The organism is Thiothrix eikelboomii (genome assembly GCF_900167255.1).
Taxonomy (GTDB): domain Bacteria; phylum Pseudomonadota; class Gammaproteobacteria; order Thiotrichales; family Thiotrichaceae; genus Thiolinea; species Thiolinea eikelboomii.
Map to the genome: position 1 here is coordinate 73,382 of NZ_FUYB01000007.1, position 21,095 is coordinate 94,476.

Genomic DNA, 21,095 nt, shown 5'->3' on the forward strand with positions numbered 1-21,095 from the left:
CACGGCTTATTAGCCATTATGATGTTCGCCCACCCGTAAGATTTTCAACATATTGGTGCCACCTTGTAGCCCCATCAAATCACCCTTGGTAATAATCACCCAATCACCGTCTGCGACAATTTTTTCCTGCAAAAGCCGCTCAACTGCTTCACGATTCGCTACTTTTGGATCACTGATCGCTTGCCGCACCCAGACGGGATAAACGCCACGATATAAACTGACCCGACGCGCAGTCTCTTCGCGTGAGGTCAAAGCATAAATTGGAATACCTGAGCTAATCCGCGACATCCATAAGGGGGTCGAACCTGACTCAGTTAAAGCGGCTATCGCCCGCACGCCCAAATGATTAGCCGCATACATCGTCGCCATCGCAATTGCTTCATCAATCCGCTCAAACTTTTCCGCCATCCGATGCCGCGAGGTACGTACTTCAATCGCCTGCTCAGCCTCTAGGCAAATCGCTGCCACCGTCTGCACCACCAAAGCCGGATGTTTACCCACCGCCGTTTCACCGGATAACATCACCGCATCCGTACCATCAATCACGGCATTCGCCACGTCAAATACTTCAGCCCGAGTTGGGATCGGATGGTCGATCATCGTTTCCATCATTTGGGTGGCTGTAATGACGGCTCGATTCAACTCACGAGCGCGCTTAATCAAATTCTTTTGGGTTAAGGGCAGTTTAGCATCGCCAATCTCCACCCCTAAATCCCCTCGTGCGACCATAATCACATCAGCCGCCAAGAGAATTTCATCCATCTCAGGCTGACATACCGCTTCAGCCCGCTCAATCTTAGCCACTAACGCGGCTGAACCACCCGCTTCCTGCAATAAACGCCTTGCCTCATGCAGATCGGCTGCCTGACGTGGAAAAGAGACGGCCAGAAAATCAACTTTAATCGCGGCAGCAATTTGAATATCTTCGATATCTTTTACTGTCAAGGCAGCAGCAGATAACCCACCTCCGCGTCGATTTAAGCCTTTATTATTAGACAGTACGCCGCCATTCAGCACCCGAGTGTGGATTTCCTGTCCCAAAATAGCGTCCACCACAAGGACAATCCGCCCATCATCCAACCACAGCTCGTCACCGATAGAAACATCCTTCACCAACTCTTTATAGCCTAAACCTACTCGAGCTTGATCACCTGCATCAGCGGCTAAGGCAGCGTCGAGGATAAAGCTATCACCGGGGGCTAGGTTGATTTTGCCATCACGAAATTGCGCAATGCGGAGTTTCGGCCCTTGTAAATCCCCCAAAATCCCCACTGTGCGTCCAACTTTCTGGGCAGCATCCCGAACCATTTGAGCGCGCTGCTGATGCTCTTGTAAACGACCGTGCGAAAAATTTAACCGCACCACATCCACACCTGCGCGCACCAAAGCCTCTAAAGCTTCAGGCGTATTCGTAGCAGGTCCTAAAGTCGCAACAATCTTAGTGCGTCTCATCCTTGAGCACGCTGCTCTAGCATAGCGACTGCTGGCAAGGTTTTACCTTCTAAATACTCAAGGAAAGCGCCACCAGCGGTAGAGATATAAGAGATTTGATCATAAATATCGTATTTTTGAATGGCTGCAATCGTGTCGCCGCCTCCCGCTAAGGTAAAGGCTTGAGTCTTAGCAATTGCTTCAGCAATGGCTTTTGTGCCTGCCCCAAACTGATCAAACTCAAACACACCGACAGGGCCATTCCAGACGACAGTGCCTGCTTGCATAATAATATCGACTAACTCCTGTGCAGAGTTGGGGCCAATATCAAAAATCATGTCATCATCTTCAACCGCATTCGCTGCTTTTAAAACTGCGGGTTCATCAGCCGCGAATTGCTTACCACAGACCACATCGGAAGCAATCGGAATACTCGCGCCACGGGCTGTCATTTTTTGCATTAAGCTTTGTGCTGTCGGGACTAAATCCGCCTCACAAAGCGATTTACCGACATTATGACCCACTGCCTTTAAAAAAGTATTGGCAATCCCACCACCAACAACTAATTGGTCGACCTTTTCTGCAAGTGCTTCTAACACGGTCAATTTAGTTGACACTTTCGAACCACCCACAATCGCTACCATCGGGCGAGCTGGATTAGCTAAAGCTTGGCCGAGAGCATCTAACTCTTCCGTCATTAAAATACCCGCAGCAGCAATCGGAGCATACAAACCCACCCCATAAGTTGAAGCTTCTGCACGATGGGCTGTACCAAAAGCATCCATCACAAATACATCACACAGCGCAGCGTATTGCTTGGCGGTTGCTTCGCTATTTTTCTTTTCGCCTTTATTGATGCGGCAATTTTCCAGAATGACTAATTCGCCTTCGGCGACCTCAAAGCCACCCTCCACCCAATCTTTAATCAAGCGCACAGGCTTGCCTAACCGAGCAGCGATATTGTCAGCAATAGGCTTTAACGAGACTTCTTCCGACCATTCGCCTTCAGTCGGGCGACCTAGATGTGAAGTGACCATCACTTTGGCGCCAGCGGCTAAGGCCTGCTCGATAGTCGCCATTGAAGCTGTAATCCGGGCATCCGAGGTAACTTTGCCCTCTTTGACCGGAACATTTAAATCAGAGCGGATCAGGACACGTTTGCCCTTGAGATCCAAATCAGTCATTTTAATAAAAGCCATGAGCTCACTCCTCGAAGCATTAAATCAGTTATTTAAAACCAGCACCTAAAGCTTAATATTGATAAGCCGATCAACCGATCACAAGACTTAGATAACTGCTCTAACAACTGAGGGGCCTCAAGCCCCTCAATCGACTACATCTTAGTGGTTGGCAACATGCTCAACAAAGCGCAACATATTGCAGGTATAACCGTATTCATTGTCATACCAAGCCACGACTTTCACGAAACTGCTGTCTAAAGCGATACCTGCTTCGGCATCGAAGGTAGAAGGTGCGGTATTGCCCACAAAATCCGTGGATACCACTTTCTCCTCGGTATAGCCCAAGACACCCTGCATAGCACCTTCAGAGGCAGCTTTCATCGCTGCACAAATTTCTGCATACGAAGCCTCTTTGCTCAGCTCAACCGTTAAGTCGACCACAGACACATCAGAAGTCGGTACGCGGAAGGCCATCCCAGTTAACTTACCCTTCAATTCGGGCAAGACCACCCCAACCGCTTTTGCAGCCCCGGTTGAAGAAGGAATGATGTTTTCTAAAATACCGCGACCACCGCGCCAATCTTTCATCGACGGGCCATCAACGGTTTTCTGAGTCGCTGTCGCCGCATGGACTGTCGTCATCAGACCCCGTTTAATACCCCAGTTATCATGCAGCACTTTAGCCACCGGAGCTAAACAGTTCGTGGTGCAAGAAGCTGCTGACACAATGGCTTGACCTGCATAAGTCTGATGATTCACGCCATATACAAACATCGGTGTACTGTCTTTAGAAGGTGCAGACATGACCACTTTCTTCGCACCCGCTTGCAGATGCTTTTGGCAGCCTTCGTCATCGAGGAAGAAACCCGTACATTCTAAAACCACATCAACACCCGCCTCTGACCATTTCAGATTTGCAGGGTCTTTTTCTGCCGTTAGGCGAATCGACTTGCCATTCACGATCAGGCTATTGCCTTCGGTGGCAATAGCGCCATTAAAGCGACCATGTACAGAGTCGTATTTCAGCATGTAAGCCAGATAGTCGGGTGATAGTAGATCATTGATTGCAACGACTTCTAATTCAGGAAACTCCTTAGAGATTGCGCGAAATACCATCCGTCCAATGCGGCCAAAGCCATTGATACCGACCTTAATTGCCATTGATTCACTCCTACAGTCATAAAAAGCTAAAAGGGCTTAGACAGCCTGCGTTCACTCGCAAGCTGCCCTCAATTTTCCTCTCGTGAAACCTTATAAGACGCTTTCAACCGCTGCCTTAACATTCTCAACCGTAAAGCCGAAATGCTTAAATAACACAGGGGCAGGTGCAGACTCACCAAACGTGTCTAAACCCACTACCTTACCCTGCAAACCGACAAATTGATACCATCCAGCGGTCACACCCGCCTCCACCGCCACACGCGCAGTCACAGCAGCTGGCAAGACTGACTCACGGTAAGCCGCCTCTTGTGCTAAGAATACATCAACACAAGGCATCGAAACGACACGAATTTTCTTAGCAGCTAATTGCTCAGCCGCCCCCATCGCTAGGGCAAGCTCCGACCCTGTGGCAATAATAATGGCATCCGGCTGACCCTCACAATCTTTCAGCACATACCCGCCCTTAGCAATATGCGCGACTTGCTCTGCAGAACGTGCTTGGAAAGGTAAATTTTGCCGAGTCAAAATCAAGCAGCTCGGGCCTTCGGTCTTTTCAATCGCAGCTTTCCAAGCTATTGCCGTCTCCACACCATCACAAGGTCGCCAAACTGACATGCGTGGAATCATCCGCAAAGTAGCGGTTTGCTCCACGCCTTGGTGAGTGGGGCCATCTTCCCCTAAGCCAATCGAATCATGGGTATAGACGAAAATATTCCGAATTTTCATCAAAGCTGCCATACGCAATGCATTCCGTGCATACTCAGAGAACATCAAGAAGGTCGCACCATAAGGAATAAAACCACCATGCAAGGCAATCCCATTCATAATCGCACTCATCCCAAACTCACGTACCCCATACGATAGGTAATTACCGCTAAAGTCTTGGCTGGGGCCATGATTAGAGTTGATATATTTACTACTTTTATTAAAGGTGTTATTGGACGGTGTTAAGTCCGCAGAGCCGCCTAAAAACTCAGGTAATAGCGGCGCAAACGCATCTAAAGCATTTTTAGAAGCGACCCGAGTGGCGGGCGACTCCGCTTTAGCAATAATCGCATCAATGGCTTTTTGAGCACTTTCTTGCCAATTGGCAGGCAACTGACCGTTAATACGGCGCTCAAACTCAGCGGCTTCAGTCGGATAAGCCGCTTGATAAGCTTGGAATTTAGCCGTCCAAGCTTGCTCAGCCGCCGCCCCTTTTTCTTTAGCATTCCAACCTGCATAAATTTCACTAGGAATCACAAAGGGTTCAGCCTTCCAACCTAAATGCTCACGAGCAGCAGCAATTTCATCTTTACCTAAAGGCGCACCATGTACATCATGGCCGCCTTGTTTATTGGGTGCACCTTTACCAATGATCGTTTTGCAACAAATTAAAGTCGGTTGATCATGCTCCATCCGTGCATCCGCAATCGCCACCCGTAATGAATCAGCATCATGACCGTCAATATCCCGAATCACCTGCCAACCATAAGCCTCAAAACGCTTAGGCGTATCGTCTGCAAACCAACCTATCACATCCCCATCAATGGAAATGCCATTATCATCATAGAAGCAGATTAATTTACCTAATTTCAAGGTACCCGCTAACGAACAGGCCTCATGAGAAATGCCTTCCATCAAGCAACCATCACCTAAAAACACATAGGTGTAATGATCAACGATTGCATGCTGATCTTGATTAAATTGTGCCGCCAATACTTTTTCAGCTAAAGCCATACCCACTGCATTACTAATCCCCTGCCCTAAAGGCCCGGTCGTGGTTTCAATCCCTGGGGTATAACCATATTCTGGATGCCCGGGCGTTTTTGAATGCAATTGGCGGAAATTTTTAAGCTCCTCGATGGGTAACTCATAGCCAGTTAAATGCAAGACGGCATACGGCAACATCGAGCCGTGTCCATTCGACATCACAAACCGATCCCGATTCGCCCATTGTGGATTGTTAGGGTTATGTGACATGAAATCATTGAATAAGACCTCAGCAATATCTGCCATGCCCATCGGTGCACCGGGGTGGCCTGAGTTGGCTTGTTGCACAGCATCCATCGCGAGAACACGAATGGCATTGGCTAAATCTTGGCGAGTCGTCATGGCAGGTGCTCCTGAAGCTTAAAACTGATCGGCCTTGCTGCAAGGGCAACAAGGCATGGCAAATGAAAAATACCGATGCCACCTGTGGTGCAAGTTGGCATGGGAAAGATTCATTCTCAATAAGCTGGTAACTTGTGTAAGTACGCAAAAAAACTGCAAGATTATTCTGATGAATTTCGTCAGTAGCAACAATGCTCCCATCCTAGATAGACAAGTACTCGCGAATAGACTAATCGGGATAGACTTGATCTTAGGCGTACTTACAGTAAATACTGGGAGCGCAATAATAACCTGACAGCCAATTTATGAAAACTCTCTTGTATGGGCCTTACTGGTTTTTCCAGTTATTTACTACTGCTAAATCCTTCCGTGCTAACCCGATTATGGGTAGCCCGAGTCTGAATAAGCTAGGTCTGCATGCCAGCCGTGTCATCCTAGCCCATGCCAGTATGCGTTTACGGATGTTTTTCTTGAGTTTTGGAGTGGATCGAGCGGATCGGCTCAGTTATCAACTCAATGGCTTTATCATGAAAGAAAATTTTGTCCCAGCTGAGCTATTTAGGCAGATCGAAACAGAAATTCGTCAGTTTCAAGGCGAAATCCGCGAATGCCAGCAAGGTGACACTCAAAACCATCGGATTTTGTTAGACCCAGCCAATCTAGCCCAGTTACCTTCGACCCGCCAATTGCTCAATGATACAGCCTTTCGCCGTTTACTGCGTTACACCGCAGGTCATCGCCGCATGCCTTTTTTTCATATTGAACAAATCCGCAACGGTGTTCATGCAGCGGGGCAAGATCCACAAAAAACCCTGCACACCGATACCTTTCACCCGACGATGAAGTTTTGGCTTTATCTAGACGATGTGGATGAACATAATGGCCCATTTACTTATATTCCGACCTCCAATCAACTCACCCGGGCACGTCTCAACTTTGAATATCAAACCAGTCAAATCGCTTATCGCCATCCTGACTCCTATTCAGCTCGTGGCTCATTCCGCTTTAGCCCTGCTGATCGGGAGCGCTTAGGTTTACCAGCACCCCGCGCATTTAAAGTACCCAAAAATACCCTAGTGATTGGCAATACCTTTGGCATTCACGGACGGGGGCAAGCGGATGCAGGCAGTACCCGCTTAGCAATTTGGGGCATGAGCCGTACTAATCCCTTTCTACCCTTTCCGGGCTTTGGCTTAGCGGTATTCGATCGCTGGCAATACAGCATTCTGCATAAGGTGCGCGCTTGGCAAGACTCACAAGCCGCTAAACAAGGCAAACAAGCCGCTTGGCATCGCCTCGACTAGTTCGTAAAATCGCAAGCGGCTGTTGGCAGCCTGTTCCATTTCTAACCATCTCATATTGCACCCACAGACTAAAAGCTTGATTAACTAATCTTCACTAAGGAGCTAACCATGCCTCAAACCCATTATCAAGATTTAGGTGAGGGAATTTATTGCATTGATACTGCCTTATGCCGCGATGATTTTGCGGCTTGTTATTTGATCGTCGAGGGCGATGCGGCTGCCTTTATTGATAGTGGCACTTATCACAGCGCACCCTTGATTATGCAAGTCTTGGCAGAGTTAGGCTTGAGTGCGGACCAGGTAAACTATGTGATTCCAACCCATGTGCATCTTGACCATGCGGGTGGTGCGGGTGAATTGATGCGTTTATGCCCCAAGGCACGCCTGATTGTTCACCCCAAAGGTGCGCAGCACATGATCGACCCGACGAAATTAATTGCAGGGGCAACCGCCGTGTATGGTGCAGAGGTATTTGCCCGTGATTATGGAACACTCACTCCTGTCCCTAAAGAGCGGGTCATTATTGCCCCTGATGCGTATGCATTTGCCCTGAATGGCCGCACGCTAAGCTTCCATGATACGCCCGGTCATGCTAATCATCATGGTAGTATTTTTGACGAACGAACTCGTTCTTGGTTTACTGGGGATACCTTCGGCATTTCCTATCGGGACTTCGATACTGAGCAAGGAGCTTGGTTATTTGCGACCACGACTCCCGTGGCTTTCGACCCTGATAGTTGGCAACGCACACTGGTCAAATACGCCAGCAAAAACCCTCAAGCCATGCTTCTTACTCATTACAGCCGAGTCACGGAATTAGAGCGTTTATTCCCCCTATTGCGCCAAAGCTTAGATGCAATGGTGGAGATTGCCTTAAGTGAAGAAGCACAACCGGAAGGTCGTCTAGCACGGATTCAAGCAAAAGTTGCTCAGAACCTCATCGAGAGTGTTCAAGCGCATGGTTGCCATTTTAGCGAAGAGAAAATTCGTGATTTACTAGCCCTCGATATTGATCTCAATGGGCAAGGCTTAGAAATCTGGCTGCAACGCCGAGCCAAAGCTGCTTAAATGGATGGCAGTCTTCAAACTTGGCTGCTGACTTTAGTCGCTGTCATGATTGTGGGTATCTCCAAAGGTGGCTTTGGCGGTGGCTTGGGCATGCTCGCCGTACCGATTATGGCGCTGACCATGCCGCCCCTGTTGGCGGCTGCGATTTTATTACCCGTCTTATGCGCGATGGATTTGATGGCCATGCGCGCCTATTGGGGACGATGGTCACTGGAGCATGTCAAAATCACGCTCCCCGCTGCAATCTTGGGGACGATCGTGGGTGCTTTCACTTTCCAATATCTGAATGCTGATCATATTCGCTTTGTGATTGGGGTGATTTCGACAGGGTTTGCGCTAAACAGTTGGTTCAAACCTGCGCAACGCTGGATTAAACACAAACCGGGGGCGAAGGCTGGGCGTTTTTGGGGGTTTACTTCAGGCTTGACGAGTTTCGTTTCACATACTGGCGGACCGCCGCTCAGCGTTTATCTGCTGCCGCAACAACTGGATAAAACCACTTTGCAAGCCACCACAGTGTTATTTTTCACAGCGGTTAATTATTTTAAATTGCTGCCTTATGCTCTGCTAGGCCAATTGAATTTCGCTAATCTCAAAATCTCGCTGTTATTGTTACCGATTGCAGCACTAGCAATTGGGATGGGCGTGTACTTACATAAACGGGTATCTGATAAACTCTTTTATCAAATCACTTATCTGGTGTTATTTATTACCGGCCTAAAACTCATGATTGATGGCTGGCAGGGATTTTAAACGGAGTGAATCATGCGCCTAGGTACTTGTCGCTATCAACAGCAAAATTATGTCTTCATCGAGCAAGCTGAGTACTTACTCTTACCCGCTTTAGAGCCTCGCTTCGCACAAGCGGGTTGGCAAGACTTGCAAACCCTACTCGAGCAAGGTACTGATTTTCAAGCTGTCTTGAATCAGACTAGCTCACGCATGCAAGTCCCAGCCAGCGCCGTTGAATGGCTAGCACCGCTACCTCGACCCCGTAAAAACATTATGTGTCTGGGCTTGAATTACTTTGAGCATATTGAAGAAGCCTTAAACTTAACGGGAAAAACTGCGAAAAAACCAGCCTATCCGATTGTGTTTACTAAAGCCGTTACTAGCGTGATCGGTCATGAAACTGCAGTCCCTTATGACCCAGATACCTGTTCACAACTCGATTGGGAGTGTGAACTCGGCGTGATTATAGGGAAAGCAGGGCGTAAAATTAGCCCCGACCATGCACTCGAGCATATCTTTGGCTATACCGTGATTAATGATCTTAGCGCCCGCGATCTTCAACTGAATCATAAGCAATACTTCCTCGGCAAAAGTATTGACGGTGGTTGCCCAATCGGGCCGGTGATTGTCACTCAAGATGAAATCGCCGACCCACAAAACTTAAATCTTGCCTGCCGTGTGAATGGGGTGACTAAACAAGCGTCCAATACAGGCTATATGCTCTTTAATATTGCGGAGATTATCGCCACCTTATCACGGGGGATGCGACTTGAGCCGGGCGATATTATTGCCACAGGGACACCTAGCGGGGTTGGTTTTGCCCGCAATCCGCCGGAGTATCTGCATCCCGGCGATTGCGTGGAATGTGAAGTGGAGAAAATTGGCGTATTGCGCAATCGAATCAGTCGAGCTTAGGCTGCCATTGCCGCCAAACGATCTAAAGCCCGATAAGATAAAGCCTCAGACAAATGCTTAGTTTGAATCGTCTCACTGCCTGCTAAATCGGCAATAGTGCGCGCCACTTTTAAGATTCGATGATACGCTCGGGCGGACAGCTTAAATTGCTCCATCGCATGACTTAACAACTGCTGATCTTTTTTGCTTAAGGCACAGTGCTGATCAATTTCTGCGCCTGTGAGTTGATTATTAATTTTCTGTTGGCGTTGTTGTTGACGCTCACGTGCAGCCTCAACCCGAGCACGCACCACAGCGCTGCCCTCGCCAACCACTAAAGACTGCAAATCCTCTTGCCGGACTCGGGGTACATCGACCTGCAAATCAATTCGATCCAAGAATGGAGCCGAAATTCGGGTTCGATGGCGTCTTTGCTGCTCTGCTGTACATTCACAATTAGCTTGAAAATCGCAAGCCCGCCCTTGTGGACAAGGATTCATCGCTGCCACTAATTGAAATTGTGCTGGATAAGTAGCTTGGCGCGCAGCGCGTGATAAGGTAATTTGCCCCGTTTCCAACGGTTCGCGTAGGGTATCTAAAGCCTTACGATCAAACTCAGTGAGTTCATCTAAAAACAGAACCCCGTGATGCGCTAGGGAAATTTCCCCCGGTAAGACTTGCGAACCACCACCGACTAAGGCCACACCGGATGAGGTATGATGCGGCTCACGCAGCGGGCGCTGTCCCCATTTAGTCAGATCAAAACCTTGATGGCTAATTGAAGCAATGGTCGCTGACTCTAGCGCTTCTTGTTCACTCAAATCCGGCAGAATCGTCACTAAGCGGCTCGCCAACATGGTTTTCCCTGTACCGGGCGGTCCTACCATTAATAAATTATGCCCACCCGCCGCCGCAATCTCTAAAGCACGCCGAGCGCTAAACTGACCTTTTACATCACGCAAATCAAAGGTATAGGTTCGAGCCTCCGCTTTAAGCGCCTGCTCCCAGCGCGATAAGCTGGGTTCACCGTGCAAATGTCGAACTACGTCTTGTAAATTGCGTGCCGGATAGACTTTTAAGCCTTTAATTAAACAAGCTTCATCCGCATTATCTAAGGGTAGAATCAGTTTGCGCCGCATACTGTGTGCACTCACAGCGGTCGGTAACACGCCACGCACGCCACGTAACTGCCCGCCTAAAGATAACTCCCCCAAAAACTCATAGCCCGTCAATTGTTCCTGTGGAATTTGCTCACTTGCAGCCAAAATACCCAAGGCAATCGGCAAATCAAAACGCCCGCCATCTTTAGGAATATCAGCAGGGGCTAGATTAACCGTGATGCGTTTGACTGGAAAATTTAAACCTGAATTAATAATCGCCGCCCGTACTCGATCACGGCTTTCTTTAACCGCCGTTTCAGGCAGACCGACAATAGAAAATCCGGGTAAACCATTGGCTAAATGAACTTCTACACTGACTAACGGCGAATCAAGGCCAGCATTAGTGCGGCTATATACGATGGCAAGGCTCATGGGGTTATTTTTATAGTTGTTATTAGAGTTATTTAAAGCATGACAAATTTTGCACAGACTCAAGGTCAAACTCAAACGACTGCGATAAAAGGTGAACTGCTGACAAATGCTTGGGCTAGGGATTAGCGGCAAGCACTTGTCAAGGTTGCAGGTTAGTATTGAGTGTATTGACTCAATTATTTGAAGGATTGCCCCAATACACGCTCAGTATTAGTCAACTTTTCTTTGATAGTACGCTCAGCCCAACGCAATAAAGTTAACAGCTGTCGACGTTCACTCGCTTGTAGACCATTCTGGCGAAATCGTGCCTCAATCACTTTAATGCGGTTTTGCTGCTTAATTAACACCAAGCGCTCTTGAGTAGTTAAAGCCCCAGAACGGTAGCCTTGCTCAATTTTCCGAGCATGCTCAGCTTGGATAGCATTGATGCTACTTTTCAGCGCAATCGGCGAAGCTTGTAAGCCACCTGCGATGAGCAGTAAGCCCCCAATCAGACCCCTTAAAATCGTTTTGTTATTCATATTATGCCCTTTAGATTAGTTATTGCCCTACAGTAAACGCCCCCGTTTACTGCTTAATAAGACGCCAGATCAAAAGAAGCGTTTAAGTTTTAACCATCAATTCATTTTATTTCCACATTTTATCCCGGATTCATGCCCAGTCAGTCCAAATGTGTATTAACTCAGCAAACTCTCCTGCTATAACTGCCTGATGAAGCTGTTAAACTCCCGCCCCATTATCTATTTTGCTGTTGGCTTGCTTGTTGGAGGCAACCTTAGCTATCTATTTGAATTTAATATTAAGTATAGTTCAGAATTTGAGCTTTATCGGCTGGAGCAATTGCTAAATTTATTACTCCATTTAACAATTTGGGGGGTAATCTTCGGCGGACTCAGCGTGTTACTGAGTCGGGGGCTGGCAGTGGTTTTTCTAGCTGAGCCTAAAAAATCCACTCAGAGCGGTTCGTCTCCCGCCTCTAAAGAATAAAAAACGCCTCCATCAGGAGGCGCTGGTTTGATCAGTTCAGCTTATTGTTGGCAGCCCGCCCACCAACAGGGACGACTACGGATAAAGTTTAAGAGTGCTTGATGTTTATAAGCCTGCCCCAAAGGTTGAGTGATGTATTCCTTACTCCCCCATGAGCCATAACGGCGGTAGGTACGCGGTGAAGAATAATGTGCGAACAAGCTACCGCCTTCACGTTTCCACCCTTCCAAAAACTGGGTATATAAACTGCCCATCCGTGGATGACGATTAGCCTGATACAAGAGTGGATTCGGCATTTGCAGATCATGCGTGGTTTTGAAATCGACTAAGCCCTGCCCCCCTTCATAAGCCATCAGTTGCAAACCGTATTTATTTGCGATGGCTTTTTGCTTACGGATAAAGGCTAAAACATTATTAATCGAATAACGATATTGATCATCGGTCATCAGTTTAAACGTTTCATCAAGATTACGAACTAACTGAATCGACTGATGATCACCGAAAAAATACGGTGCAATCGCAAAAGCATCGGCTGATTTATAAGCATCTTTATGTCCTAGCACCGTTTCGGCCACTTCCTCATTGATCGTCCAACCGGATAAAATCCGTACTAAGCGCTGTGAGCCACCAAAGACCTGTTCCCAAATGCGAAAAATCTCCACCGAGCGCTCGGAATAATAACGGTAACCAGCCCGATTTTTATTAGTGTCCAAACGCCGTGCCATGCCCATATCACGCACATAATTACCTTGGAGGAAGATAAAATTCCAAGTCTCATTACTGTATTCCACATGCGGCTTTAAATTCGGGCGCAGACGTTGCTTCACAAGCTGTGCAAACTGCATGACATAATTATTATCTGCTGCATGATGGAGTGTGAACCACGGATGTGCATTCAGCCGATTAGCTAATTCAATCTGAATTTCAATCGGTGCTCCACGGTTCGTCTGGCTTCCGCCCCAAGTAGCATCGGTGAGCTTCTGACGCTGATTCCATGAACTTTGTGGGTTATTACTGATACCACTCATATTCATAAAGCGGATCGACTTAAAGTCTTTCATATAATCCAGATAGTCTGGATTAAAAATTTGCTGCTCATAATTTTGCACAAACGGCTGGTAGTTGCCACGGCAAGCCCCGGCATTGGGTACACGTTTGAATGGATTATTCGCACAGATTCCATCCGGTGGCAGAATGCGAATATTCCGCACATAGTTATTTGGATTGGATTCTAGAATGCGCAAAGTGGCATCAAATTTATTATCGCTCCCTGCGAACAGATCAATCGTGTCTTGACCCTGACCCGCCGCTACGAGCTTAGCATCACCACCGTATTGAAGTTTACCCTGCCCTTCATACAAGACCGTGTAGCGCCCACCGGGAAGCGCTTGGGCAGGCAGATTACTTAAAAAACGAGTACCGGCTATTTGCCCATTTAAACGGGCAGGCCAGCCATTAGCATCTAATTGCACATTGGCGCCTGTCAACCAAGGGCGGGCATCTTCAAAGGGTAAAGCCGCACGGAATAGATCAATGAAGGGTACACTGGCATCATCTTCGGTAAGTTCATTGGTATTCGTTGCCAATGGAGAGCTTTGATTATTCGCCATTGCGAAGGGTGCGACTAAAGCGACACAAATCGTCGCCACGCCTAGTCCCATATGTTTCAGCAGTAATGACATTAGTCTTATATCCTCATGTTTTTAGCTCATTCAGGTGGCACTAAGCCTATCGTCTTGAGTCTTGTATATAAAGTAGTGTATGACTAAAAGTGTTGTTTTTTGTATAAAACTACGATTTAAACCAGTTTACCTAAGCTTGATGCAAGCATTACAATGTCGCCCCCAACTAAAATTTTATATTTTTTCTAAACTGATTGGAGTCCACTGTGGCTATTGAACGTACCATTTCTATCATTAAGCCTGATGCTGTTGCAAAAAATGTCATCGGTCAAATTTACTCACGCTTTGAAAATGCCGGCCTGCAGATCATTGCTGCACGCATGGTTCACCTCAGCCAAGCTCAGGCTGAAGGCTTTTATGCCGTTCATAAAGAACGCCCTTTCTTCAAAGACTTAGTAAGCTTTATGACCTCAGGGCCCGTAATGGTACAAGTCTTAGAAGGTGAAAATGCGGTAGCAAAAAACCGTGAGCTGATGGGTGCTACCAATCCTAAGAATGCTGATCCAGGCACTATCCGGGCTGATTTCGCTGATAGCATTGACGAAAATGCAGTCCACGGCTCTGATAGCTTAGACAATGCTGCGATCGAAATCGCTTATTTCTTCGGTAAAGACGGTGATCTTTGCCCACGTACTCGTTAAATACTCAGTAAATACTCAGATTGAGTAAGGCTAAGGTCATCTGTGTCTGACAACACTCATAAAGTAAACCTATTAGATTTCAGCCATGAGGCAATGAAGGAGTGGTTCGCCAGCCTCGGTGAACCCGCCTTTCGTGCCACCCAAGTGATTAAATGGCTCCATCAAATGGGCGTGGATGATGTCGCGCAGATGACCAATCTCAGCAAATCGCTCCGCGCCTTCTTACAAGAGCAGACTGAAATTCGTGCACCAGAGCTTGTGATGGAGCAGCAATCGGCGGATGGTACTTGTAAATGGGTCTTGCGCTTAGCCGATGGTAATGCCATTGAGACCGTATTTATTCCCGAAGAAGATCGGGGCACTTTATGTGTATCTTCACAGGTAGGTTGTGCTTTAGATTGCACCTTTTGTTCAACCGCACGCCAAGGGTTTAATCGCAATTTGACCGTCGCTGAAATTATCGGCCAGCTGTGGATTGCTAAACGTACCTTACAAAAAGATCCTAAAGCCGGACGTGCTGTGACGAATGTAGTGATGATGGGCATGGGCGAGCCTTTGCTGAATTTCGAGCCTGTAGTTGCCGCATTACGTTTAATGCTCGATGATAATGCCTATGGTTTAAGTCGCCGCCGTGTCACAGTAAGTACCTCTGGGGTGTTACCCGCGATGGAGCGTTTGGCAGCTACCCTCGATGTAGCTTTAGCCGTCTCCTTACATGCACCCAATGATGAGCTACGTAATCGCTTAGTGCCACTCAATCGCAAATATCCGATCAAAGACTTATTAGCAGCCTGCCAAAGCTTTTTAGATAAAAAAGATACTCAACGTAAACATATCACTTGGGAATATGTAATGCTTGATGGGGTCAATGATACCGAGCAACATGCCCGTGAGTTAGCCATCCTGCTGCAGGATATCCCCTCAAAAATCAATTTAATTCCCTTTAACCCCTTCCCTGATACACGTTATAAGCGTTCGAGTAACAATCGTATTTATCGCTTCCGCGACATCCTGCAAGAGTCCGGTTATACTGTTATGACAAGAAAAACACGCGGCGATGATATTGATGCAGCCTGCGGCCAGTTAGCCGGGGAAGTCAACGACCGTAGCCGTAGAGAGCTTCATTTCGCCCGTATTGAACAAGGGCATTAAGGGCAAAAAACAGATGAGAATAACAACTAAATCACTAGCCGTTTTGCTGCTAGCGGCTGCCTTATCGGCGTGTGCTAGCACGACTAAAGGACCTAGCAAAAAAGAAACAGCCGAATATTACTCACAATTGGGTGTGGGTTACTTACAAAAAAACCGCCTAGAGCTAGCCCAAGAAAACTTAGCAAAAGCCTTAAGAATTAACCGCGATTCCAAAGATGCCTTGCATTATTCTGCCTTGCTCGAAGAACGCTTAGGCAATATGCAACAGGCGAGTGCCTTGTTCAAACGTGCGATGCAACTCGATGGTAAAAACCCTGAGCTATTAAATAATTACGGTTCACACCTCTGCAAACAGGGTAATTATCAAGCTGCCATAACCGCTTTTAAGGCCGCAATCAAAAACCCTCTCTATCAAACCCCTGAGTTTGCCTATACCAATGCGGGCATTTGCTTACAGAAAGCTAAAATTCCGCAACAAGCAGAGGGCTATTACCGCAAAGCCTTAGAGCACAACCCTCAGTTCTCGCTCGCCTTATATCAAATGGCTGAATTAGAATATGCTCGGGGTGAAAATGCCAAGGCACAAGCCTTCCTTTATCGGTATAATGAGCGCGCTCAGAGTACAGCAGAAACCCTGTTACTATGTTATAAGATCAATCAGGCTTTAAATGATTTAACCGCAGCGGAACAATGTGCGACTCAGCTAATAGCGCATTTCCCCAATAGCGCAGAAGCCAAACAGATTAACTGAAACCTGAATTAATTAAGTATTTTTGGAGTGGGGCGTGACGGACACTAACGCAGACATGGATGTAATACCAGACGAGCAGCCTATTGTTGTTGAAAAGCGTAATGATGGCATTGTGCGTCCGGGCGATCTTTCAGCCAAGCTACAAGCTTGCCGCGAACGAGCTGACTTAGATCAAGAACAAGCAGCCATCGCCATGCGTTTATCACCGGCGATGATTAAAGCGCTGGAAAGTGAAAACTTTGCTGAACTACCCGATCCACCTTATGTACGGGGCTATTTGCGCAGTTATGCTCGCTTAGATGATAGTGATCCGCAGCCGTTAATTCGCACTTATGAAGTCTTACGCGGAGCTGATCCTGACTCCTTAAATATACCAACACCCGTGAGCTTAACCCGCGTGCACAAGCCAAGTATTTCGCCGACTACGGTGCGAATGTTAGGCTTGGTCGCTTTAGTCTTATTCTTAGGCGTATTGTCGATGATTCCGGGGATTAATCAATGGGTCAAGCAAACTTGGCAATCCTTTGCGGCTGCCCAACCCGGCTCAGCACCTACCTTGATCGCTACGCAAAAAACCAATACACCCGCTCCAGTGGCGACTGATCCTGCTACCGGAGCCAGTACGGATTTAACAGCTGCCCAACCGCTACCCAATACTAGCTCGCCCGCCTTAGCGACTACAACTCAGGATAGCCCTACCGCAACCACAGGCACAGAGTTGGTGCAACCGAGTTCGACACCGACTGAAGCACCTACTAACTTAGACTTAACTAATCCCACCGTAGCCGCAACCTCAGCTACCACGGCACCCACGACACCTGAGCCAACAGCGGTTAGCCCAACTACAGGCAGTACAGTCATTAGCCCGACGAGTCCGAGTTCTACACCGACACCAACAACAGCAGGTACAGTGGCTACCGCTGCACCGACGACCACAACGCCTGATCCGACGACAACGGCAGCGAGTACCACTGTAACTAGCCCTGCTCCGGTAGCAACCCCCAGCGCGACTGATCCTACCGCGACAGTGGCAACTGCGCCTCCTGCTGTTGATCCCAATAAGCCTGTAGAAGCCGTAGCGACCACACAGCAGCCCATTGATGGCGAGGTCACCGTGCGCATGGAATTCACTCAAGAAGTCTGGATGCAGGTCAAAGATGGCAGCAATAAATCTATTTTTGAGTCACTTAACTCACCCAATACTTGGAAGCAATTTAAAACGCGCACCCCACTCACCTTTAAGATTGGTAATGCCCCGGGCGTAAAACTGTATTTAAATGGTCAAGCTTATGATCATGCCAAATACACCCGAGGGAGTGTTGCGCGCTTTACAGTGAACTAACTCATGGCAAAAACAATACAATCCATTCGTGGGATGCATGACATCCTGCCTGAGCAATCCACCGCATGGCAGTCTTTAGAAAGTACAGTACGCCAATTACTGAGCCGCTATAGCTATCGGGAAGTACGCACGCCGATTCTTGAAGTAACGGAACTATTTAAGCGCGCCGTCGGCGAAGTGACCGATATTGTTGAGAAGGAAATGTATACCTTTGCTGATCGCAATGGCGACAGTCTTTCTTTGCGCCCTGAAGGTACGGCTAGTTGTGTACGAGCAGGTATTGAGCACGGCTTATTTTATAACCAGCAGCAGCGCCTCTGGTATACCGGCCCGATGTTTCGCCATGAACGGCCACAAAAAGGCCGTTATCGTCAATTCCATCAAGTTGGTGTCGAAACCTTTGGGATTCAAGGCCCTGACATTGATGCTGAGTTAATTGCTTTAAGTGCGCGCCTATGGCAAGAGTTAGGCTTAAAACAAGTACGCTTAGAAATCAACTCACTCGGGACACCGGCTTCGCGGGCAGTCTATCGTGACAAGCTGATTGAATACTTCTCAGCCCATTTCGATCAACTCGATGAAGAAGCCAAGCAGCGCTTGCAAACTAATCCAATGCGGATTTTAGACACCAAGCATCCACTGACTCGCCCGATTGCCGATGCTGCACCCAGTTTGCATGATTATTTAGATCCTGAATCGAAACAGCATTTTGCGCAACTCTGCAGCATGCTCGAGGCGATGGGAATTGAGTATCTGATCAATCCACGCTTAGTGCGTGGCTTAGATTATTATACCCGCACGGTCTTCGAATGGATCACTGAAGAATTAGGCGCACAAGGGACTATTTGTGCGGGTGGGCGCTATGATGGTCTCGTCAAGCAAATGGGTGGGCATGATACGCCTGCTTGTGGTTTTGCGATGGGCATGGAGCGTTTGCTAGAATTAATGCAAGTTCAAGACTCCGCCTTAAATGCAACAAGACCCGATATTTATTTAGTATTAGCGGGCGAATCGGCCATACAACAAGGTATGGTCTTAGCCGAGCAATTGCGGACTGCACTCCCTAAGCTCAAATTGCAGATTAATACTGGGGGCGGTAGTCTTAAAACACAGATGAAGCGTGCCGACAAATCGGGGGCAAGCTATGCGCTTATTTTGGGCGAACACGAATTAGCAGCAGGTGAAATTGGCTTTAAACCCATGCAAAATGCTGAAGCTAAGCAACTGAGTTTTAAGCTGACTGAGCTCAATCAACAACTCGCCACTCAGTTGCAGATCACAAATCACTAAACCTTAAAAAAATTAAGTATAACCAGCAGGACTAAGAGGCCTAAGCATGATTGATTATAATAAGACGGATGACGAACAAGCTGAAGATATTAAGAATTGGTGGAAAGATAATGGCTTGTCAGTCGTTGCAGGGATTGCTTTAGCGATTGCTGCTTTATTTGGTTGGGAGTATTGGCAAAAATACCAAATTACGCAAATGGAAACAGCGTCCTCCCTGTATAACACCACTCAAACCACCGCCGATGCGGCGATTGCTACTAAAAACCTTGAGCAATTACAGTCTGAATATGCCAAATCACCTTATGCGGCACTGGCCTCTTTAGAAACCGCTAAGCAACATGCTGAACAGGGTGAGTATGAACCTGCCTCCGCTGCTTTGCGTTGGGTGATTGAGCACAGTCAAGATCCTGATTTAAAAAACGCCGCTTCGGTACGCTTAGCACGCGTCCTCGCTGCAACCGCTCAATATGATGAAGCTCTGCAATTAGCTAGCCAAACCTATGCTACTTCCTATGAATCCGTGCTAGAAGAAATTAAAGGTGATATCTATAGCGCACAAAATAAAGTCGAGGATGCCCGTAAAGCCTATGAACGTGCTATTCTGGCTGCTAAAAATGGTTCGAATGAACTGATTAAAATTAAGCTTGATAACCTCGGTAAAGGAGCCTAGGCGTATCCATGAGATCTTTAGCTACTGTGATGACGAGTGTTATGACCAGTCTGTTTTTAGCGGCAAGCTTAACGGCTTGTAGTAGCTTTTCTAGTGTGCTGCCTGCTAAAGATCCGAATCCACCCAAAGAGCTTCAAGCAATTCAAGCCACAGCGAATATACAAACCGTATGGAAAGTCAGCACCGGCAGCAGCGATAAAGCTTATGTACGGATTTATCCTTATGTGGATGAAACAGCGGTCATTGTTGCTGGCGGAGGCTCAGCGAGTGCTTGGGATAAACGTAAGGGAACTGCACTCTGGAAAACACCGATCAGTGAAGAAATCACTGGCGGGGTGAATGGCGGGGAAGGCTTAGTGTTTGTCGGGACGAGTGAAGGTAGTGCGATTGCGCTGGATCGCCAAACCGGCAAAATCCGCTGGATTGAGCATTTAAATAGTGAAGTACTCGCCGTATCAGCCGCTAGTAAGGGGCGGGTAGTATTTCGCACAGGCGATGGCCAGCTGACTGGTTTATCAACCCAAACGGGTGAAATTATTTGGCAGCAAATCCGCCCTAGCCCTGAATTATCCTTACGAGGTGCAGGTGCGCCTTTGATTGTCGGTAGTGCGGTAATCGCAGGTTTTGATAATGGCACCGTGACGGCTTTTGATTTAGAAGCCGGAACGGGTTTGTGGGAAGCGATTTTATCCGTACCCCGTGGCCGGAATGATTTAGACAAGATTACTGACGTGGATGGACGGATTAAACAAGTCGGTTCAGCCCTATTTGCTGCTAGTTACAATGGGCAAATCGCGGGTATACGCTTGCAAGATGGTGCTTTAGGTTGGGCTCAACCTTATTCTAGTTATGCGGGCGTGGATGCGGATGCCAATGGTTTGTATAGCACGGATGTGGAAGGTAATGTCTGGAAGATCCACCCACAAACCGGTGCCCCCATTTGGAAAATGGATGATCTGCAACGGCGCACACCGACTGCACCGACCTTAATGAGTGATTATATTGTAGTCGGCGATTATGCCGGCTATTTGCACTGGATTAATACCCGCAACGGTCAAACTGTGGCACGCCTACAGAGCGATACGGCAGGTTATACTGTACCACCGATGAGTGATGGCCGAGTGGTTTATACTTTTGGTAAGAGTGGCGTATTAGCGGCTCATGCCCTGCAATGATGATGAAT

19 protein-coding genes are annotated in these 21,095 nt (G+C 47.6%); 12 read left to right on the forward strand and 7 right to left on the reverse strand.

Going from position 1 to position 21,095, the window contains the following annotated elements; genetic code table 11:
- Positions 1-9: 9 nt before the first annotated feature.
- The 4 genes from pyk to tkt form a co-directional block, all read right to left on the reverse strand.
- Complete coding sequence (pyk, locus tag B5D50_RS09385) at positions 10-1,452, reverse strand: pyruvate kinase (protein WP_078922345.1); 1,443 nt, start codon at positions 1,450-1,452, stop codon at positions 10-12.
- Positions 1,449-2,630 carry a phosphoglycerate kinase gene (locus B5D50_RS09390; protein ID WP_078922347.1) on the reverse strand — a complete coding sequence of 394 codons (1,182 nt, stop codon included), beginning with the start codon at positions 2,628-2,630 and terminating at the stop codon, positions 1,449-1,451. The genes pyk and B5D50_RS09390 overlap by 4 nt, the downstream gene beginning before the upstream one ends.
- Before the next feature lie 141 nt (positions 2,631-2,771).
- Positions 2,772-3,773 (reverse strand): type I glyceraldehyde-3-phosphate dehydrogenase, encoded by a 1,002-nt coding sequence (gene gap, locus B5D50_RS09395; protein ID WP_078922349.1) that lies wholly within the window; start codon positions 3,771-3,773, stop codon positions 2,772-2,774.
- A gap of 90 nt (positions 3,774-3,863) precedes the next feature.
- A complete protein-coding gene (gene tkt / locus B5D50_RS09400; protein ID WP_078922350.1) occupies positions 3,864-5,867 on the reverse strand; it encodes a transketolase in 2,004 nt (667 codons plus the stop codon).
- 305 nt (positions 5,868-6,172) lie between these two features.
- Between tkt and B5D50_RS09410 the strand changes: the two genes are divergently transcribed.
- The 4 genes from B5D50_RS09410 (at position 6,173) to B5D50_RS09425 (ending at position 9,886) form a co-directional block, all read left to right on the forward strand.
- Positions 6,173-7,171 (forward strand): phytanoyl-CoA dioxygenase family protein, encoded by a 999-nt coding sequence (locus B5D50_RS09410; RefSeq protein WP_078922352.1) that lies wholly within the window; start codon positions 6,173-6,175, stop codon positions 7,169-7,171.
- A gap of 108 nt (positions 7,172-7,279) precedes the next feature.
- Entirely contained in the window at positions 7,280-8,239 is a 960-nt protein-coding gene (locus B5D50_RS09415) for an MBL fold metallo-hydrolase (protein WP_078922353.1), read from the forward strand.
- On the forward strand, positions 8,240-8,992 hold the full coding sequence (locus B5D50_RS09420) for a sulfite exporter TauE/SafE family protein (RefSeq protein WP_078922354.1): 753 nt from the start codon (positions 8,240-8,242) through the stop codon (positions 8,990-8,992). It abuts the gene before it with no gap.
- A gap of 12 nt (positions 8,993-9,004) precedes the next feature.
- A complete protein-coding gene (locus tag B5D50_RS09425; RefSeq protein ID WP_078922355.1) occupies positions 9,005-9,886 on the forward strand; it encodes a fumarylacetoacetate hydrolase family protein in 882 nt (293 codons plus the stop codon).
- Here the strand turns inward: B5D50_RS09425 and B5D50_RS09430 are convergent.
- Positions 9,883-11,397, reverse strand: a complete 1,515-nt coding sequence (locus B5D50_RS09430) for a YifB family Mg chelatase-like AAA ATPase (RefSeq protein WP_078922408.1) — start codon at positions 11,395-11,397, stop codon at positions 9,883-9,885. The two genes, B5D50_RS09425 and B5D50_RS09430, sit on opposite strands and share 4 nt — an antisense overlap.
- A gap of 176 nt (positions 11,398-11,573) precedes the next feature.
- Complete coding sequence (locus B5D50_RS09435) at positions 11,574-11,918, reverse strand: hypothetical protein (protein ID WP_078922356.1); 345 nt, start codon at positions 11,916-11,918, stop codon at positions 11,574-11,576.
- Positions 11,919-12,108: 190 nt separating this feature from the next.
- Between B5D50_RS09435 and B5D50_RS09440 the strand changes: the two genes are divergently transcribed.
- Positions 12,109-12,384, forward strand: a complete 276-nt coding sequence (locus tag B5D50_RS09440) for a hypothetical protein (RefSeq protein ID WP_078922357.1) — start codon at positions 12,109-12,111, stop codon at positions 12,382-12,384.
- A 41-nt stretch (positions 12,385-12,425) separates the two neighbouring features.
- On the opposite strand, the gene B5D50_RS09445 is transcribed toward B5D50_RS09440, so the two are convergent.
- Positions 12,426-14,066, reverse strand: a complete 1,641-nt coding sequence (locus B5D50_RS09445) for a hypothetical protein (protein ID WP_078922358.1) — start codon at positions 14,064-14,066, stop codon at positions 12,426-12,428.
- Between the two features lie 206 nt (positions 14,067-14,272).
- Between B5D50_RS09445 and ndk the strand changes: the two genes are divergently transcribed.
- The 7 genes from ndk to bamB are packed head-to-tail and all read left to right on the forward strand — an operon-like array spanning position 14,273 to position 21,087.
- On the forward strand, positions 14,273-14,707 hold the full coding sequence (ndk, locus tag B5D50_RS09450; protein WP_078922359.1) for a nucleoside-diphosphate kinase: 435 nt from the start codon (positions 14,273-14,275) through the stop codon (positions 14,705-14,707).
- 42 nt (positions 14,708-14,749) lie between these two features.
- Positions 14,750-15,859 carry a dual-specificity RNA methyltransferase RlmN gene (rlmN, locus tag B5D50_RS09455; protein WP_268807809.1) on the forward strand — a complete coding sequence of 370 codons (1,110 nt, stop codon included), beginning with the start codon at positions 14,750-14,752 and terminating at the stop codon, positions 15,857-15,859.
- Between the two features lie 13 nt (positions 15,860-15,872).
- Positions 15,873-16,610, forward strand: coding sequence for a type IV pilus biogenesis/stability protein PilW (pilW, locus tag B5D50_RS09460; protein WP_078922361.1), 738 nt, complete (start codon positions 15,873-15,875; stop codon positions 16,608-16,610).
- A 34-nt stretch (positions 16,611-16,644) separates the two neighbouring features.
- Positions 16,645-17,952 carry a helix-turn-helix domain-containing protein gene (locus tag B5D50_RS09465; RefSeq protein ID WP_143594314.1) on the forward strand — a complete coding sequence of 436 codons (1,308 nt, stop codon included), beginning with the start codon at positions 16,645-16,647 and terminating at the stop codon, positions 17,950-17,952.
- A 3-nt stretch (positions 17,953-17,955) separates the two neighbouring features.
- Entirely contained in the window at positions 17,956-19,242 is a 1,287-nt protein-coding gene (hisS, locus tag B5D50_RS09470) for a histidine--tRNA ligase (RefSeq protein WP_078922363.1), read from the forward strand.
- A gap of 46 nt (positions 19,243-19,288) precedes the next feature.
- Entirely contained in the window at positions 19,289-19,912 is a 624-nt protein-coding gene (locus B5D50_RS09475) for a YfgM family protein (protein WP_078922364.1), read from the forward strand.
- Positions 19,913-19,920: 8 nt separating this feature from the next.
- Positions 19,921-21,087: an outer membrane protein assembly factor BamB gene (gene bamB, locus B5D50_RS09480; RefSeq protein WP_078922365.1), complete on the forward strand. Its 1,167-nt coding sequence runs from the start codon at positions 19,921-19,923 to the stop codon at positions 21,085-21,087.
- Positions 21,088-21,095: the final 8 nt, after the last annotated feature.

Excerpts from the sequence above, each read along its gene's own strand:
- pyk (WP_078922345.1), bottom strand. The coding sequence starts at position 1,452 with ATGAGACGCACTAAGATTGTTGCGACTTTAGGACCTGCTACGAATACG.
- B5D50_RS09390 (WP_078922347.1), bottom strand. The coding sequence starts at position 2,630 with ATGGCTTTTATTAAAATGACTGATTTGGATCTCAAGGGCAAACGTGTC.
- gap (WP_078922349.1), bottom strand. The coding sequence starts at position 3,773 with ATGGCAATTAAGGTCGGTATCAATGGCTTTGGCCGCATTGGACGGATG.
- tkt (WP_078922350.1), bottom strand. The coding sequence starts at position 5,867 with ATGACGACTCGCCAAGATTTAGCCAATGCCATTCGTGTTCTCGCGATG.
- B5D50_RS09410 (WP_078922352.1), top strand. The coding sequence starts at position 6,173 with ATGAAAACTCTCTTGTATGGGCCTTACTGGTTTTTCCAGTTATTTACT.
- B5D50_RS09415 (WP_078922353.1), top strand. The coding sequence starts at position 7,280 with ATGCCTCAAACCCATTATCAAGATTTAGGTGAGGGAATTTATTGCATT.
- B5D50_RS09420 (WP_078922354.1), top strand. The coding sequence starts at position 8,240 with ATGGATGGCAGTCTTCAAACTTGGCTGCTGACTTTAGTCGCTGTCATG.
- B5D50_RS09425 (WP_078922355.1), top strand. The coding sequence starts at position 9,005 with ATGCGCCTAGGTACTTGTCGCTATCAACAGCAAAATTATGTCTTCATC.
- B5D50_RS09430 (WP_078922408.1), bottom strand. The coding sequence starts at position 11,397 with ATGAGCCTTGCCATCGTATATAGCCGCACTAATGCTGGCCTTGATTCG.
- B5D50_RS09435 (WP_078922356.1), bottom strand. The coding sequence starts at position 11,918 with ATGAATAACAAAACGATTTTAAGGGGTCTGATTGGGGGCTTACTGCTC.
- B5D50_RS09440 (WP_078922357.1), top strand. The coding sequence starts at position 12,109 with ATGAAGCTGTTAAACTCCCGCCCCATTATCTATTTTGCTGTTGGCTTG.
- B5D50_RS09445 (WP_078922358.1), bottom strand. The coding sequence starts at position 14,066 with ATGTCATTACTGCTGAAACATATGGGACTAGGCGTGGCGACGATTTGT.
- pilW (WP_078922361.1), top strand. The coding sequence starts at position 15,873 with ATGAGAATAACAACTAAATCACTAGCCGTTTTGCTGCTAGCGGCTGCC.
- hisS (WP_078922363.1), top strand. The coding sequence starts at position 17,956 with ATGGCAAAAACAATACAATCCATTCGTGGGATGCATGACATCCTGCCT.
- B5D50_RS09475 (WP_078922364.1), top strand. The coding sequence starts at position 19,289 with ATGATTGATTATAATAAGACGGATGACGAACAAGCTGAAGATATTAAG.
- bamB (WP_078922365.1), top strand. The coding sequence starts at position 19,921 with ATGAGATCTTTAGCTACTGTGATGACGAGTGTTATGACCAGTCTGTTT.